Source organism: Exiguobacterium sp. s34 (genome assembly GCF_018617435.1).
GTDB lineage: Bacteria > Bacillota > Bacilli > Exiguobacteriales > Exiguobacteriaceae > Exiguobacterium > Exiguobacterium aestuarii.
In genome coordinates, this window is sequence record NZ_JACSKE010000005.1 from 209,148 (window position 1) to 224,704 (window position 15,557).

The window sequence follows — 15,557 nt, forward strand, 5'->3', positions numbered from 1 at the left end:
ACCTTTTCTATAAAACGAATCAAGTCGTTCGAAGCGACTCGGTTCGTTTTTTACGTTGATTCCATACTTCTATAAACGTTGCGCCGTATCCATCAGCTGTGTCGAAGACGTCGCTATCTGCGTCGTCGCCCGCTTAAGTTCGGCAATCGACTCGACAATCTCATCGATATCCCCGGCGAGGCTCCCCATCTGTCCGTCCGCATGTTCAGAGTCCCCCGAGATTTGCAGGAAGGCGTCCGTCACTTGATTGATTCGCCCCATCGTCTGCTTCATCTCTTGCTCGGTTGAGAGGACACGGGTCGACGTCTCTTCCATTTGATTCGTGAGTCGCTTCACCAAGTCCTCGACTTCTTCCGCTGCTTGTTTGGACTGACTCGCAAGCGTCCGTACCTCGGAAGCGACGACGTGGAATCCTTTCCCTTGCTCCCCCGCTCGTGCAGCTTCGATGGCAGCATTCAAACTGAGCAAGTTCGTCTGATTGGCGATTTGTTTCACTGAGTCCGCAATCGTCATAATTTCATTCATCAACTTTTCAAGTGCTTTGATTTCTTGAGCGGAATCCGAAAGGTCACGCGTAATCTCTTCGAGGCGGCCCGTCTCGGACAAGATGGCGTCTTTTCCACTTACCGAAGAATGAAGTACCGTCCTCAGCTTTGTCTGGGTGAGTGAACTCGAATGCTTCATATCATCTGCCCGCTCGTTCATCGATTGAAAGCTGGCCATGACTTCTTGAGAGAGCGCCGCTAAGTCTTCACTTGCCTGTTGGATTGTCTGACCAATCTCGTCTTTTACGAGTTGCATCTGGTCACGAACGACCTCGGCCTCATCATCAAACATTTCGAGCACGATCTGTTGCTCGAAATTAAAGATTTTAGAGACGGCCATCATCAACTTCATTTTTGATTCCGCATCAAGTTGTTCATCTTGGATGGATAAGACGAGCGTCTCAAATATTTTTTGAAACGCAGCCATATACCACTTCCCCTTTAGACCGATCAAGTAGTGACGTTTGGCGATGGCAAGACGTCTGTTAATATACGACTCATTCAATTTCCCTTCAAACATCTCCATGATGTGATTCGAGAGGGTGAGTTTCAGTTTGTCCGAGGACGAATGTTGCCGAATCAACTCTTTCATCTCATCAATTTTTTCGAGCTCCTCGTAAAATACATCCACTAAACGCGGCGTCAATTGACGTAGTTCATGTTGATACGCACGTAAATATACGAGATCTTCACGTTCGAGGCGAATCAACTGACGTTGACGTTCTAACTCATCCGGTAAAGCGATCAACAGGTGCTCCATTTGTGATGAGATGTCTAAATGGATCGGTGTATTCCGTTTTCGAGCAAACATTGAACAGTCCTCCTCAATGAATAGATTCGTAAAATTTTCAAAATATTATAAAAATTATGCAAGTTATGTTCAGTTTATCCCGATAGACAAAAGTTGTAAAATTGTTTTCAAAAGAATAGGTAAACAAAAAAACGAACCTTGCGCTCGCACGGTCCGCCTGTTGTCTTCATTGTTTTATACTTGCTTCGCCTCAATCGCCGCGTATACTTTCCGCAACTGAACCACGCCCTCGTCAATCACTTCCCCGTCGAGCAAGACGAGCGGATAAAACCATTCGTCTTCTTTGAGCGCCTGGGCGAACTCATCTTCGCTCTGTTCGAAATCGATGTATTCGAACGAAAAGGATTGCTCCGGATACTTCCGTCCGAGCGCACTTTGCAACCACTCATACGTTTCGGTAGAACTCGGTGCACCGACACAACTTGCACATTGAACTTCTGCCCCATATACCGTAATTTTCAACTTTATTCCCCCTCAAATCTATTATACAAAAATTCTTCGATTTCCCGATGATGAAACGCTCAGTGTAAATGATTGAGAAACACTCTCAAACTTGCTAGAATAAAGTAGAACGAGAAAGGGGTAGATACCATGGAAATGTTTGATCAAGTCCAAGAAGTGCTCGATAAATTGCGTCCGTTCTTGCTTCGTGACGGCGGAGACGTCGAACTCGTTGATGTCGAAGAAGGCATCGTCAAGCTCCGTTTGATGGGTGCTTGCGGCAGCTGCCCGTCTTCAACAATCACGTTAAAAGCCGGTATTGAGCGTGCGCTCATCGAAGAAGTACCAGGCATCGTCGAAGTAGAACAAGTATTCTAAGCAAAAAGGGAGACATTCGTCATCCCTTTTTTTCGTGCTTCCATTCATCTAAACTCTCGACCATATAGGTTGGGAGTTTTTCTTGTTCTTGGATAAACGCCGGTCCATGCACACCTGAGTTGACATGGAGCGTACGAATGCCACCATTGATCCCAAACAAAATATCCGTATGGTAGTTATCCCCGACCATGACGACATCCTCTTTATTTAGTCCAATCATGTCGAGTGCGATGTCGATCATGACCGGTTCCGGTTTTCCGATGAAGAAAGGATCCTTCTCCGTCGTCACGGTCAATACAGACGTGAGCGACCCGTTCCCCGGTAGAAATCCACGTTCAGTCGGAATCGCGATATCCCCATTTGTCGAGATGAATCGAGCTCCCGAACGGATGGCGATTGCGCCACGTGCCAACTTCTCATATGTGATGTGTCGGTCAAGGCCGATGACCACATAGTCCGCTTTCGGTTCGTCCGTGACATGAAAACCACGAGATTCTAACGCAAGACGAAGTCCATCTTCCCCAATCATATAGACAGTTGCCCCCGGAGACATCTTTTCAATATAAAAAGCCGTTGCCATCGCGCTCGTCAAAACGTTCTCCGCTTTCACGTTCGCCCCCATCTCAATCAACTTGTCAGCAATCTGTTGTTGCGTCATCGATGCGTTGTTTGTGACGAACAAATATGGGACGCCTGTCGCTTCTAGTTCGTTGACGAAATCGACAGCTGCCTGTACGGGTTCCGTACCGGCATACATCGTACCGTCTAAATCAAACAAATATCCTTTAATCGGTTCCATCCAATCACTCGCTTTCTGGTAAGAATGCGGACACTGGTCCAAGTTCGACTTCTAAGTAGCGATGAACTTGTGTGGAGAATGCCGTGAAGTCTTGTTTCGACGTCTTCACCCATTCGTCAAACTTTGATGCATCGGCGTGCACAAACTCACGAACGTAGTAGGCACGTAATCCGACGAGTGCTTTTGTCGCTTTCGCCGTCGTCTCATCGAGCACGCGCTCATCGAGTAAGATGTCGACAATGTCTTCATAACTTCCAGGGTCTCGCATGATGAACCCGTCAATCATCGAGTTCCCAACATCGATGACCCCTTCCATAAGAAGGACGGCCATTCGCTGTTTCGCAAGATCTACCGTGAACGCATCCCCGGTCAATTGATCGGTATGCGCTAACATCGTCTCCATCTGTTCCAGTGTCTGATTAATCTTCTCTCTATTCACAAAATACATGATAATCCCCCCTGCTGTTAATACTAATGCTTTTTCGGTCAGGAGAAAAGAATCTGTCCTATTTACATCATTTATAAGATTGTGATACACTAATCAACGGATTTAAGCCGTAAAAAGTATAACACATTGAATAGAGATAACGTGGAGGGTACAACACTATGGAACGTGAATTAGCATTAGAAATCGTACGGGCAACAGAGGCAGCAGCACTCGCATCATCGAAATGGATCGGACGCGGCCAAAAGAATGAGGCCGATGATGCAGCTACGTCAGCGATGCGAGAAGTTCTTGGAACGGTCAACATGGACGCGACAGTTGTCATCGGAGAAGGTGAACTCGATGAGGCCCCGATGCTCTACATCGGGGAAAAACTCGGAACAACATTCGGTCCGAAAGTTGACATCGCTGTCGATCCACTCGAAGGAACATCCATTGTCGCAAAAGGCCTTGGAGATGCGATGGTCGTCATCGCCGTTGCTGATGAAGGTGCCCTCCTCCACGCACCAGATATGTACATGGACAAACTTGTCGTCGGTCCAAACTTAAAAGGGAAAGTCTCACTCGACGAACCGCTCGAGTCTATCATTGAAAAAGCTGCGAAATATAATAACAAGCGCATCGAGGAAGTGACGGTCATCATGCAAGACCGTGACCGCCACGAACATCTTCGTCAAGCCGTCATGAACGTTGGCGCACGCGTCAAGCTATTCGAAGATGGCGATGTGTCTGCAGGAATCGCTGCTGCCGTTAAATCAAACCCGATTGATATTTTCATCAGTACAGGTGGAGCTCCTGAAGGAGTTATCACAGCCGCTGCTGTCAAAGCGCTCGGTGGAGACATGCAGGCCCGTCTACATCCGATGAACGAAGAGGAATCAGCTCGCGTCATCTCAATGGGAATTGAAGATCCACTCCAACTCCTCACGCTCGACGACCTCGTCAAGAGCGATGACTGCATCTTTGCTGCGACTGGTGTCACGTCTGGTGAGTTGCTCGATGGCGTCAAGTTCTTGACGGATGATATCGTCGAGACGACGTCACTCGTCATGCGATCGAAGACACGCACGATTCGTAAAGTCGTGGCTGAACATCACTTGTCATTGAAGCCATACTTACAAAAAACTGAAGTCAACGCCTAAAAAACGCCTTGCTCAATGAAATGAGCGAGGCGTTTGTTTGATTAAAACCCTTGTTCCGTTCCGTGCACTGGCTCGTCCGAACCAACTTGATTGTCGCGAATCGAGTCATAGAACGTCGCATACGTTGTCGAGAAGTAAGGACCGATGAAGAAGAATCCAATTCCGAGCGTCAAAATCCCGACGAGGAACCATCCGAAGAACGACAAGAAGAGCATGAATGCTTCCATCTTATGCCCGTCCATGAGACGCCGCGATTCCGTAATCGACTCGAGTGCCGAAAGCTCAGGCTGATCGCGTAAGATATACGGCGTAAGCGAGTACGAGAATCCTTTGATGATTCCAGGTACGATGAGCAATAACGTCCACAATACAAGGAACACACCCATCACGAAAGACGTGATGACATGTTTAACATAACGTTTTTGGAACGGTTTGAACAATGTCGAGAGTGATGCGCCATTTCCGCGTGATACGTTAAGGGCGAGCCATGACCAACCGATGGCAAGTGGTGCAATCAAGATTTGAAGAACGTTCGACACGAAACTTAATGTGACGTCTGTCGATGTGAGCGGTTCTGTAGAATTCGGGTCCACACTCGGAGCAAATCCTTGTGGAATCCCGTTGATGATCATGAACAAGAGAGCCAATCCAGCCATGAGCCACCATTTTCCTTTCAGTGCTTGTCGTGCATGTTGTTTCCATTCAGATCTCATTGTAACCCATCCTTTTTTATAGTCTTCACTTCAGTGTACGTGAAAAGTTTGCAACACGTTTCAAAAAAACATAAAAAAAGGGAAAGGATTTTTTTCCTTTCCGCTTAACGAATCATGACGTTACCTAAAAAGAACTGAGACATGGATAAAATCAATAAGAACACTCCGAGCGAAAACGCAAGGTGAGATGTAACTTTGAACACGCGGCTCCGTAAAAAAGAGTGCCCATATTCAAAGCGACGGACGATCAACACATGAATAAGTTCAAAAAGAATGACTGCCGCCGTAAAATAGAAAGTCATCATGATGTGGAAGCCAAAAAAGAACATGGCCAGTATCCCTAGTCCAAGATTATGGATTCGATTATGGACGTCATCCCGATCCCCGACGGTCGTTTGTACATGTTGCATCCAATCACCTCACTCTAAAAACCAAAACTACGTAGCTATCCTTAATGACAATTTATCACATTTTTCCAACCCTTAAACTCTAAGTCATGACTTTTTACCTAAACGAAATATTTGGAAATTAACTGTAATAAAAAAGTGCTGATTGCTCAGCACTTTACGCGTTCGTCTCTTCAGCCTTGTTGAACTTCCGCTTCAACTTCAGTTTCTGCTTTGTTCCACCAAAGACAGGACCGCTCTCTTCTTCGTTAATGTCCGTCTCTTTCTTCAGAACGAAATAAGGACATCCGAAATTGCAGTACTCGTATACATAGTCCATCACATGATCGATCCGGTTCTCGTACGTCGCTAATTTCGATTGTGGTTCATAGAACCCTTTCAAACGTAGTTGACCGTGTCCCCAGTCGCCGACAATATAGTCGTATTTATCAAGCACGTCACTATACCGCGCGATAAACGCTTCTTCATCAAAGCCGTCGCGCTTCTCTTCTAAGACGGTATATCCGTGGCGATTCACTCGAATCATCGCTCCCACCTCCACTCTTGTATCATAGCATGTCCCGCTATGACGGCTCTATCCTTTTCGAATGACCTCATGACGAGCAACGATGGTCTCTCGCAGCACATCCCTTAATAATTCGGGCATGAAATATCGTTTCGGCTGGTCTGCTAAGTATGGAAGGAGCGGACCAAACGTCAACATATCGACCGTTGCGACACGATACGTCCGGTTCGGTTCAAGCTTTTCTCCCATGACATAGTATTGACCGTCCCGCTGTTCGATTTGATACAAACTTGGTTCACCAAGCACAGTGCCTCTGAAACCGAGACCTCTGACGTGCATATTCGTGAACGTTTCCTCGTTTACGTCATGTAAGAAGCGTTCGAGCGTGTGACCGTCAAGTGTCAGGACACATGGGTTGATTGGATGTGGGCAGATTCGGTGAAGCATATTTAACGTGACGTTTCCTGGAGCGAGACCGTCTAAGACGACGCCTGACGGGATGATCCCGACATCTGCCGTACACCACTCGACCATTCCTTCCACAAGCAATTCACCGAGCGGGGAATGTCCGAACCAATCCGATGCATACCCTTCCGTCTCTGCAATGGTGATATCGAGGAGACGTTCGGCTTCAGCCCCTTCTGAGCGCAGCAACGCTAACGTATCTGTACTTTCGGCTTGATGGGATAATTCATGAAGCCGTGCTTCCTTCGCGACAACCTCGGCGCCGTCAAGCGTCAGCGTCACTTCCCCGACATACTGTCCGTATTTCCCGGCTTGTGCGATCAGTACCCCGTTCGTCATCACGCCTTCATCTAAAACGTGATGCGTGTGAGCACCAAGGATGACGTCAATTTCAGGATACATGTCCGCTAGTCGCTCATCCCCGAAGAAACCGAGGTGACTGAGTGCGATGATGACATCACAATGTGCCAACTGCTTCAACGCACGCTTTGTCGCTTCGTAAGGCGATTCGATTTGCCAACCAAGTTCCGGATACAACTCTTCATAAGGGGCTGTGACACCAAATAAGCCGATTTTCAAACCATCTTGCTCGAGGACAAGCGTCTCCTCTACCCAATCTGGTCGTGAACCGTCCGCTTCATACACATTCCCAAGTAAAATCGGAAACGTCGCCTCCTCATATAATTCGGCTAACCAGTCGTGCGGGAACGTGATCCCTTCGTTGTTCCCGATGGTGACGGCCGTCGGTTGGAGTCGCTCGAGTAATCGAACGTTCAACTTTCCGCGTGTCACTTCTGTCGCGGGATGTGTACGATCCGCATGATCACCTAAGTCAAAATAAAGCGTATTGTCCGTACGATGTTCCTCTAAAAATGAAACAAGTTTCGGCCATTGGTCGAACTTTGAGTGAAGATCATTGTAGTGAAAAATAGTAAGTTTCGTCACGGCCATCCCTTCCTTCTAAAACAGACTGATTTGTCTAGGTGCAAGCTCGTATTCGAGCCCAAGAATGTCAATCAAACGTTTGGCGTTCGGAGCCGCATCTCCGTCTGAGTTGTTGTTAAAGTATACATACACGTCTTTCGCTTCACGGTCAATCTCGCGGAGCGAGGCGGCGAGTTCCTGAAGTTCTTCCTCACTATAACGATATAGACAACGGACGTGTCGCCATTCTTGACTCGTCATTCCCGGTTTCTTGAGCCATCCTGACGTATTCCGTCCATGCAATCGAACGACGGCTACCTCGGGATGTGTCACGACGGGGACGAACGGGATGCTGCTCTCTTTCGTCTGCGGCTCATCACAAATCGTGTTGATGAATCGTTGCTCCTTTAAAAATTGAAGCGTACGGTCTCGGAACGCTTCAGAGAACCAAGTCGGGTTACGAAACTCGATGGCAATCTCATAGTCGGAGAGCTCGGCACGAATCGTTCGCAAATAGTCGAGATGCGGTTTCGATACATCGAACCAAGGAGGGAGCTGAACGAGCACGGCACGTAACTTCCCGGCCTGCTTTAATGGATCGACAGAAACACGATAGCGCTCAAACAACTCAATAAGTGGTGTTTTCGGTTCACGATCATGTCCACTCATTTCCCGGGAAACTTTGACGATGAATTGAAAATGATCCGGCGTTTCAGCATCCCATTTTTCAAAGTTCTTTACAGGTTGTATCGCATAAAATGTAGAGTCGACTTCAACGGTCGGGAAATGCCCCGCGTACGTCGATAGTTTATGTTTTCTTTCCTCTGGGGTCGTATATAACAGATCGTGGTCACCCCATCCAGTCACACCAACGTAGATCATAGCGTCCTCCTTTTATGACTCCGAAATGACGGTCGCTTTCCGTTTCGACCAGTTCCATGTGCCCGTATACGTAATGAGTAGTAAAACAAGACCCATGATGAACGGATAGCGCATATCGATATCAAACGCGATGCCAGCGAGTGTCGGTCCCAAAATATTCCCGATGCTCATATAGGCGTTGTTCATCCCCATCGCGAGTCCCTGCTCGTTCCCAGCTAATTTTGAGACAAGCGTGTTCAACACCGGACGCAAAATGGACGTCGACAAGAAAATGACAAGTGTCACCGCAAAGAACAACATATACGTTCCTGCAAACAGTGATAATAAGAAACCAAACGCCGCGAGCGCGATGAAGGCGAGGACAACTTTGACCTCTCCCATCAGCTCAACGAGACGGTCTACCGCGAACAATTGGACGATGACGCTGACGACACCCGTCCCTGTCACCATGATGGCAATCTCTTGTGGTGTCGCGCTGAACATTTCACTGACATATAGTCCGAGCACCGACTCATATGCCATGAGCCCGAATGCCATAACCAAGTTGATCAGCAACACGAAGAAGTATGGTTTCCGTGTCGACATGACCAATTGAGTCGGTAATGATTCTTTTATTTTCGGTGCCACATAAGGAGCTCGGTCCGGCTCTTTTAACAGAAGCACTGAGGAAATAACGGCGATGAAGGAGACGATTGCTGAGACGAGTAACGGTGTCTTTAAACCAAACTCGGCAAAGAATCCTCCGATCCCTGGTCCAACGACAATCCCTAGCGACATTGCCGCGGAAATATAACTATTCCCTCGCGCGCGTTGTTCGAGTGTCGTGATATCCGCGACATAGGCGAAGATGGCAGGAATCAATAACGCTGCCCCGACTCCCCCGATCGCACGCGATACGAGCAGGATCGTCAAGTTATCCGATAGATAGAAGACCCCCATCGAAATGGTAAATCCGATGAGACCTAAAATGATCATCAGTCGACGACCATACACGTCCGCCCATTTCCCTGCAATCGGTGACATGACAAGCTGAGCCCCCGCAAATACGGAAATCATCAGTCCTGCGGCGGTTCCCCCTTCGCCAATCATCTTTAAGTAATCCGGAATAATCGGGATAATAATCCCGAAGCCGGCGACGGCAATAAACATATTCAACATGAGAATCGCCAATTGATTTTTTTGTTTTGTTGTCAACGCATGTCACTCCCTTTTCATCCTTCCATTTTACTGTTTGAGCTCACATATGGGCAAACAATAAGACAGAAAAAAGCCCATCCTTGACCAAAGGATGGGCTCGACTTATGAGATGCGTGATTGAGCAAGTGATTCTTGTGACGTGCCCTTCGGAAGAAGGAGCGTGATCACATAGACGATCATCGTTGGAACTGCCCAAGCAAGACCAATTTCCGCCATCGGCAAGCTCGAGATCCAAGAAGTGACCGCTGACGGCTGGATGCCGTTCCACGTTTCAAACAACGAGAGAACGAGCGCCGTGTAGATGGTAGCCTTCATCGCCACACCAGGGTTGCGCTGAAGACGCTCTGTCACAGACACGAGCACGAGCGCGATCATGACCGGATAGAGAAGTGTGAGAAGTGGAACCGCGATCTGAATCAACGTTCCCAATCCGACGAGTGAGATTAAATAGCCGAACAATGTAGTCGCGATGACGACATGATGGTATTTGAGTGATTCAAACTGATTGCTGATGAAGCGTGAGAACTCTGAGATGAGTCCGACCGCTGTTGTCAAACAAGCGAGGAAGACCGCTAACCCGAGAGCGAGCATTCCGACTTGTCCGTAAGAGGTACCAGCGAACGCTTGGAGAAGGCTTGCGCCACTCGTTGTTCCTTCTGCGACCGTCATATTCGCACCGATTGACCCGAGCGAGATGTAGACGAGCATCAAACAGGTAACCGCGAGCATCCCTGCAGAACGAAGGAGTGAAGACGCTTCTTTTTGGTCACTCAATCCATTGGCTTTCAACGTGACGAGGACGATTGCCCCAAAGACGAGGGCCCCGAATACATCCATCGTCAAATAACCTTGTTGGAAACCTTGTCCGAGTGCGCCAACCCAAGTCTCAAATCCTTCAGCTGGAGCTCCAGGCTCTCCGAGAGGAGCGACAAGGTTCGTGATTCCAATCGCTGCGAGCAAGAACAAGAGGATTGGTGTGATGATTCGTCCGATCACTTCAATCAACTTTTGAGCACGGAGCGTCAGGAAGAACGTCAACCCGAAAAAGACGGTCGAACTCATCGCAAGTGTCAAAGTAGAAGGTGCATCGAGAAACGGGACAAGCCCCATCTCATAAGTGACAGCGGCCGTACGTGGGATTCCAAAGAATGGCCCGATGGCTACATACATCAATCCCGTCAAGACGAGCGCGAGACGTTTTGGAATATAACGAGCAATTTGATCTGTCCCGCCGCCTACTCGAGCGACTGCAAACAAAGCAAGAAGCGGTAAACCGACACCCGTAATGACGAACCCGATCATCGCCGGTACGAGGTTTTCCCCCGCCAAGGCGCCGAGCTCTGGTGGGAACAGCAAGTTCCCGGCCCCAAAGAATAAAGCAAAAATCGTAAACGCTAACGGGAACAATGTCGATTTTTTCATACAACTACCTCCATACACTTGATATTCCGAACGAATTAACAAAAAAATAATAACTAAATTTTCTGACAATACATCGCTTGGTCTATTTCATTATACACACTTCAAATCTTTTGACCACCCCATCTCAAAAATTTGAGGTTTAATTTTTTGAAATGTAGATTTCACAAAAAAATCCCCCTTCGATTATGAAGGAAGATGTAAGCGTTTAATAACGAATGTCGAACGATCGAAAAGCTTGATCCTCCGCTTCCGTCTCTTGGATTCGTTCGACGCCGACAAAGCGATTGCCATCTTTCAACGCCTGTTTGAAAGCATCAAACTCCTTATCGGTTCCTTCTGCATGCAGCTCGACTGTCCCGTCATTCAAGTTTCGTACCCACCCTTTGATTCCGTATTGTCGAGCGGTCTCTTGAGAAAAATAACGAAACCCAACGCCTTGGACACGTCCAGATACAATTAAATGTTTAGCGACTCTCATTCTATATTCCTCCTTTATTTTGCCAAAGATGTTTAGAGGTCCTTACTTTAGGAAACAGTATTTAAGTAAAATAATGGAATTGGAGTGGTTATATGAATGCAATTATCGATATCGTCACGAGTTTTTCGAATTGGCTTTGGGGCGTGCCGATCATCTCGTTACTCGTCTTGTCCGGTGTGTTTCTCACCATTAAACTTGGTTTCTTTCAGTTTCGCTATCCCATCTACATATTCAAGCAAACATTCGGCAGCATCTTTAAAAAGCCAAAAGGTGAAGGCGACATAAGTCCGAGACAAGCGTTAACATCAGCCCTCTCTTCAACAGTCGGGGCCGCGAACATCATCGGTGTACCTGCAGCGATCATGTTCGGGGGACCGGGTGCCATCTTCTGGATGTGGGTCATCGCCATCATCGGTATGGCCATCAAATTCTCAGAGAGCGTGCTAGCCGTTCACTATCGTGAAAAGAATGATGCCGGTGAATTCGTCGGTGGACCTGTCTATTACATATCAAAAGGACTCCGTTGGAAATGGCTCGCGACTTGGTTCGCTTTTGCGCTCATGATCGAACTCATTCCGAGTATCATGGTGCAGGGGAACGCTGTCAGCTCCGCAGTCCGTGAAACGTTCAACGGAAACACGCTCATCACCGGCATTCTCGTCGCCGGACTTGTCGGGATCATCGTTTTCGGTGGTCTGAAACGAATCGCGAAAGTGACGGAGATTGTCGTTCCAGGTATGGCGCTCGTCTACGTCGGGGCCGGACTCATCATCGTGCTGATGAACTTGTCTGAAATTCCAAACGTGCTCAGTCTCATCTTCTCTTACGCGTTCGAGCCGATGGCCGCATTCGGTGGTTTCGCCGGAGCTGCAGTCGCTGAGACGATTCGTTGGGGTTTTGCCCGCGGACTATACTCGAATGAAGCCGGTCTCGGGACGGCACCAATCGCTCACGCTGCTGCACAGACGGATCATCCGGTACGCCAAGGATTCTGGGCGGTCATCGGAATCGTTATCGATACGTTGATCATTTGTAGTACGACAGCCTTCGTCGTCTTGTCTTCAGGCGTTTGGACGGCTGATGGGGCAATGGAGGACCCGGCGGCGTTGACGACGATCGCCTTCCGTGAATACTTTGGGTATACGGGAAGTTTACTCGTCACAATTTCACTCATTTTCTTCGTGCTCTCGACCATCATCGTTATCATCTTTTACGGTTCGCGTCAGGCTGAGTACTTGTTCGGTTTGACGGCAGGGAAGATCATGAAGGCCGTTTATATCGTCTCGATTGTCATCGGTTCGATTGGAGGCGCTCAAATGATCTGGAACTTCCTCGACTTGATGCTCGCGATGATTCTCATCCCGAACATGATTGCCGTCTTACTACTCAGCGGTGAAGTGAAACGATTGACGACTGAGTTCTTCACCTCAGAGAAATATTATAAGAAAGATATCGCCGAAGAAGAGGCGTCTTAATCAACAATCCGACTGCTTGCGCAGTCGGATCTTTTTTTTAGGATGCAGGTTCGACCTTCTCGATTCCCGCCTTGATGGCTTGTACCGAAGCATCAAATCTTTGTTGTTCTTCGTCCGTCAATTCGATCTCGATGATTTTGCGAATGCCGCTCCGGTCAATCAAGGCCGGTACGCCGATATGCACGTCACTTGCCCCGTACTCGCCGTCTAAATGAGCGCCAATCGTGACGACCGAGTTTTCATTTCGAACAATCGCTCGAATAATGCGAAGCAAGCCGACCCCAATCGCATAATAGGCGGCGTTCTTGTGCTCGATGATTTGGTAAGCGGCGTCACGCACATCAGCATAAATCGCTTCCAAGTCTTCGAACTGATATTTCTCATTCTCCGCCAATAGTTCTTCGATACTCTTCCCATAGATGCGGGCGTTGTTCCATGCGACAAATCCTGTATCCCCATGTTCCCCCATATAGTAAGCGTGGCAGTTCCGCGGCGATAGTTCGAAGTAGTCTCCGAGCTTGTAACGGAGTCGCGCCGTATCGAGGACAGTCCCTGAACCGATGACGCGTTCTTTCGGTAAGCCCGATGCTTTCCAAGCGACGTGGGCCATCACATCGACCGGGTTCGTGGCGACGACTAAGATGCCGTCAAACCCACTCTTCATCAAATCTTGTGTCACGGTGCGAACGACTTTCGCGTTTTGCTCGACGAGGTCCATCCGTGTCTGACCGAGTTTTTGCGCCGCACCTGCTGTGATGACGACGATGTCTGCATCTTTACAATCCGTGTAATCGCCTGCCCAAATCCGGACCGGTGTCGGGGCGAAGGAGATGCCGTGATTCAGGTCCATCGCCTCTCCTTCTGCCTTGGCGTGATTTGAGTCGATTAAGACGAGCTCTTCACAAAGGGCCGCCGTCGATAATTGATAGGCAAAGCTAACCCCAACCCAACCGGCACCGATCACGGCGATGCGTGTGATGTCTTTTGGATCAATATCATCTTTATGCGGAATACGTGTCATATAAATCCTTCCTTTCTATGAATCATTCTCTTTTTAGCATACCCTACATACGGCATGGACATAACAAAAAAACGGACCCCTTTTTACAGGGAGTCCGTCATTCAGGCAATTATCCAATCGAACCTTCCATCTCGAACTTGATGAGACGGTTCATTTCGACCGCATATTCCATTGGCAATTCTTTTGTGAATGGCTCGATGAAGCCCATAACGATCATTTCTGTCGCTTCTTCTTCCGAGATCCCACGGCTCATGAGGTAGAAGAGTTGCTCTTCTGACACTTTTGAGACTTTCGCTTCGTGCTCGAGCGACACTTGGTCGTTCAAGATTTCGTTGTACGGAATTGTATCTGACGTCGACTCGTTGTCCATGATGAGCGTGTCACACTCGATGTTCGAGCGAGCACCCTTCGCCTTACGGCCGAAGTGGACGATTCCGCGGTACGATACTTTTCCGCCTTGTTTCGAAATCGATTTCGAGACGATTGACGACGACGTGTTCGGCGCGAGGTGAATCATTTTCGCTCCAGCGTCTTGGTGCTGTCCTTTACCAGCGAGGGCGATCGAGAGTGTCATCCCACGTGCGCCTTCCCCTTTCAAGATGACAGCCGGGTATTTCATCGTGAGTTTCGATCCGATGTTTCCATCGATCCACTCCATCGATCCACCCGCTTCACAGACTGCACGTTTCGTTACCAAGTTGTAGACGTTGTTCGCCCAGTTTTGGATTGTCGTGTAACGGCAGTATGCATCTTTGTTGACGAAGATCTCAACGACCGCTGAGTGAAGCGAGTTCGTTGTGTAAACCGGTGCTGTACATCCTTCGACGTAATGAACCGATGCGCCTTCGTCGACGATGATGAGCGTACGCTCGAACTGACCCATGTTTTCCGAGTTGATGCGGAAGTAGGCTTGAAGCGGTTGCTCGAGTTTCACGCCTTTTGGTACGTAGATGAACGAGCCACCCGACCAAACTGCTGAGTTGAGGGCCGCGAACTTGTTGTCCGTCGGCGGGATCAACTTCCCGAAGTACTCTTTGAAGATTTCTTCGTCTTCTTTGAGTGCAGTGTCTGTATCTTTGAAGATGACACCTTTTTCTTCGAAGTCTTCTTGCATGCTGTGGTAGACAACCTCAGACTCATACTGAGCCGAGACACCTGCCAAGTATTTTTGCTCTGCTTCTGGGATACCGAGCTTGTCAAACGTACGTTTGATTTCTTCTGGTACCTCGTCCCATGAGCGTTCTGTCTTCTCAGATGGTTTGACATAGTAAGTGATTTCGTCGAAATCAAGTGCCGAGAGGTCTCCGCCCCATGTCGGCATCGCCATCTTGTTAAAGTGATCCAACGACTTCAAACGGAAGTCGAGCATCCATTGTGGCTCTTCTTTCATGCGCGAGATCGTCTCTACGATTTCTGTCGTTAAGCCGCGGCCTGAACGGAAAATCGAAACGTCCCGATCATGGAAGCCGTATTTATAATCGCCAATTTCCGGCATGTTCTTTGCCAT

At 48.3% G+C, this 15,557-nt stretch carries 17 protein-coding genes; 3 read left to right on the top strand and 14 right to left on the bottom strand.

What is annotated here, in order from left to right:
* Nucleotides 1–69: 69 nt before the first annotated feature.
* On the bottom strand, nt 70–1,356 hold the full coding sequence (locus tag KNO87_RS12145; protein WP_214795550.1) for a globin-coupled sensor protein: 1,287 nt from the start codon (nt 1,354–1,356) through the stop codon (nt 70–72).
* Nucleotides 1,357–1,530: 174 nt separating this feature from the next.
* Complete coding sequence (locus KNO87_RS12150) at nt 1,531–1,818, bottom strand: YuzD family protein (protein ID WP_251126817.1); 288 nt, start codon at nt 1,816–1,818, stop codon at nt 1,531–1,533.
* A gap of 129 nt (nt 1,819–1,947) precedes the next feature.
* Between KNO87_RS12150 and KNO87_RS12155 the strand changes: the two genes are divergently transcribed.
* Nucleotides 1,948–2,175: a NifU family protein gene (locus KNO87_RS12155; protein WP_012726833.1), complete on the top strand. Its 228-nt coding sequence runs from the start codon at nt 1,948–1,950 to the stop codon at nt 2,173–2,175.
* A 19-nt stretch (nt 2,176–2,194) separates the two neighbouring features.
* Here KNO87_RS12155 and KNO87_RS12160 read toward each other — a convergent pair whose 3' ends face one another.
* Both KNO87_RS12160 and KNO87_RS12165 read right to left on the bottom strand, forming a co-directional pair.
* Entirely contained in the window at nt 2,195–2,974 is a 780-nt protein-coding gene (locus tag KNO87_RS12160; protein WP_214795548.1) for a TIGR01457 family HAD-type hydrolase, read from the bottom strand.
* 4 nt (nt 2,975–2,978) lie between these two features.
* Nucleotides 2,979–3,422: a DUF86 domain-containing protein gene (locus KNO87_RS12165; RefSeq protein ID WP_214795546.1), complete on the bottom strand. Its 444-nt coding sequence runs from the start codon at nt 3,420–3,422 to the stop codon at nt 2,979–2,981.
* Between the two features lie 158 nt (nt 3,423–3,580).
* Here KNO87_RS12165 and glpX point away from each other — a divergent pair, with 158 nt between their 5' ends.
* A complete protein-coding gene (glpX, locus tag KNO87_RS12170) occupies nt 3,581–4,561 on the top strand; it encodes a class II fructose-bisphosphatase (RefSeq protein ID WP_047795127.1) in 981 nt (326 codons plus the stop codon).
* Nucleotides 4,562–4,602: 41 nt separating this feature from the next.
* Here the strand turns inward: glpX and KNO87_RS12175 are convergent, their stop codons facing one another.
* The 8 genes from KNO87_RS12175 to KNO87_RS12210 form a co-directional block, all read right to left on the bottom strand.
* A complete protein-coding gene (locus tag KNO87_RS12175; protein ID WP_214760112.1) occupies nt 4,603–5,274 on the bottom strand; it encodes a DUF975 family protein in 672 nt (223 codons plus the stop codon).
* A 104-nt stretch (nt 5,275–5,378) separates the two neighbouring features.
* Nucleotides 5,379–5,684 (bottom strand): hypothetical protein, encoded by a 306-nt coding sequence (locus KNO87_RS12180; RefSeq protein ID WP_214795544.1) that lies wholly within the window; start codon nt 5,682–5,684, stop codon nt 5,379–5,381.
* A 154-nt stretch (nt 5,685–5,838) separates the two neighbouring features.
* Nucleotides 5,839–6,207, bottom strand: coding sequence for a YutD family protein (locus tag KNO87_RS12185; RefSeq protein WP_214795542.1), 369 nt, complete (start codon nt 6,205–6,207; stop codon nt 5,839–5,841).
* Nucleotides 6,208–6,255: 48 nt separating this feature from the next.
* A complete protein-coding gene (locus KNO87_RS12190; protein WP_214795540.1) occupies nt 6,256–7,602 on the bottom strand; it encodes a bifunctional metallophosphatase/5'-nucleotidase in 1,347 nt (448 codons plus the stop codon).
* A 9-nt stretch (nt 7,603–7,611) separates the two neighbouring features.
* On the bottom strand, nt 7,612–8,457 hold the full coding sequence (locus KNO87_RS12195; RefSeq protein WP_214795539.1) for a DUF72 domain-containing protein: 846 nt from the start codon (nt 8,455–8,457) through the stop codon (nt 7,612–7,614).
* A gap of 12 nt (nt 8,458–8,469) precedes the next feature.
* Nucleotides 8,470–9,651: an MFS transporter gene (locus KNO87_RS12200; protein WP_214782026.1), complete on the bottom strand. Its 1,182-nt coding sequence runs from the start codon at nt 9,649–9,651 to the stop codon at nt 8,470–8,472.
* 105 nt (nt 9,652–9,756) lie between these two features.
* Complete coding sequence (gene brnQ, locus KNO87_RS12205) at nt 9,757–11,076, bottom strand: branched-chain amino acid transport system II carrier protein (protein ID WP_214795536.1); 1,320 nt, start codon at nt 11,074–11,076, stop codon at nt 9,757–9,759.
* Nucleotides 11,077–11,281: 205 nt separating this feature from the next.
* On the bottom strand, nt 11,282–11,554 hold the full coding sequence (locus KNO87_RS12210; RefSeq protein ID WP_214795535.1) for an acylphosphatase: 273 nt from the start codon (nt 11,552–11,554) through the stop codon (nt 11,282–11,284).
* A gap of 92 nt (nt 11,555–11,646) precedes the next feature.
* Here KNO87_RS12210 and KNO87_RS12215 point away from each other — a divergent pair, with 92 nt between their 5' ends.
* Complete coding sequence (locus tag KNO87_RS12215) at nt 11,647–13,029, top strand: alanine/glycine:cation symporter family protein (protein WP_214795533.1); 1,383 nt, start codon at nt 11,647–11,649, stop codon at nt 13,027–13,029.
* Nucleotides 13,030–13,066: 37 nt separating this feature from the next.
* Here the strand turns inward: KNO87_RS12215 and KNO87_RS12220 are convergent, their stop codons facing one another.
* A complete protein-coding gene (locus KNO87_RS12220) occupies nt 13,067–14,050 on the bottom strand; it encodes an L-lactate dehydrogenase (protein WP_214795531.1) in 984 nt (327 codons plus the stop codon).
* Between the two features lie 109 nt (nt 14,051–14,159).
* Nucleotides 14,160–15,557, bottom strand: a complete 1,398-nt coding sequence (sufB, locus tag KNO87_RS12225) for a Fe-S cluster assembly protein SufB (protein WP_012726850.1) — start codon at nt 15,555–15,557, stop codon at nt 14,160–14,162.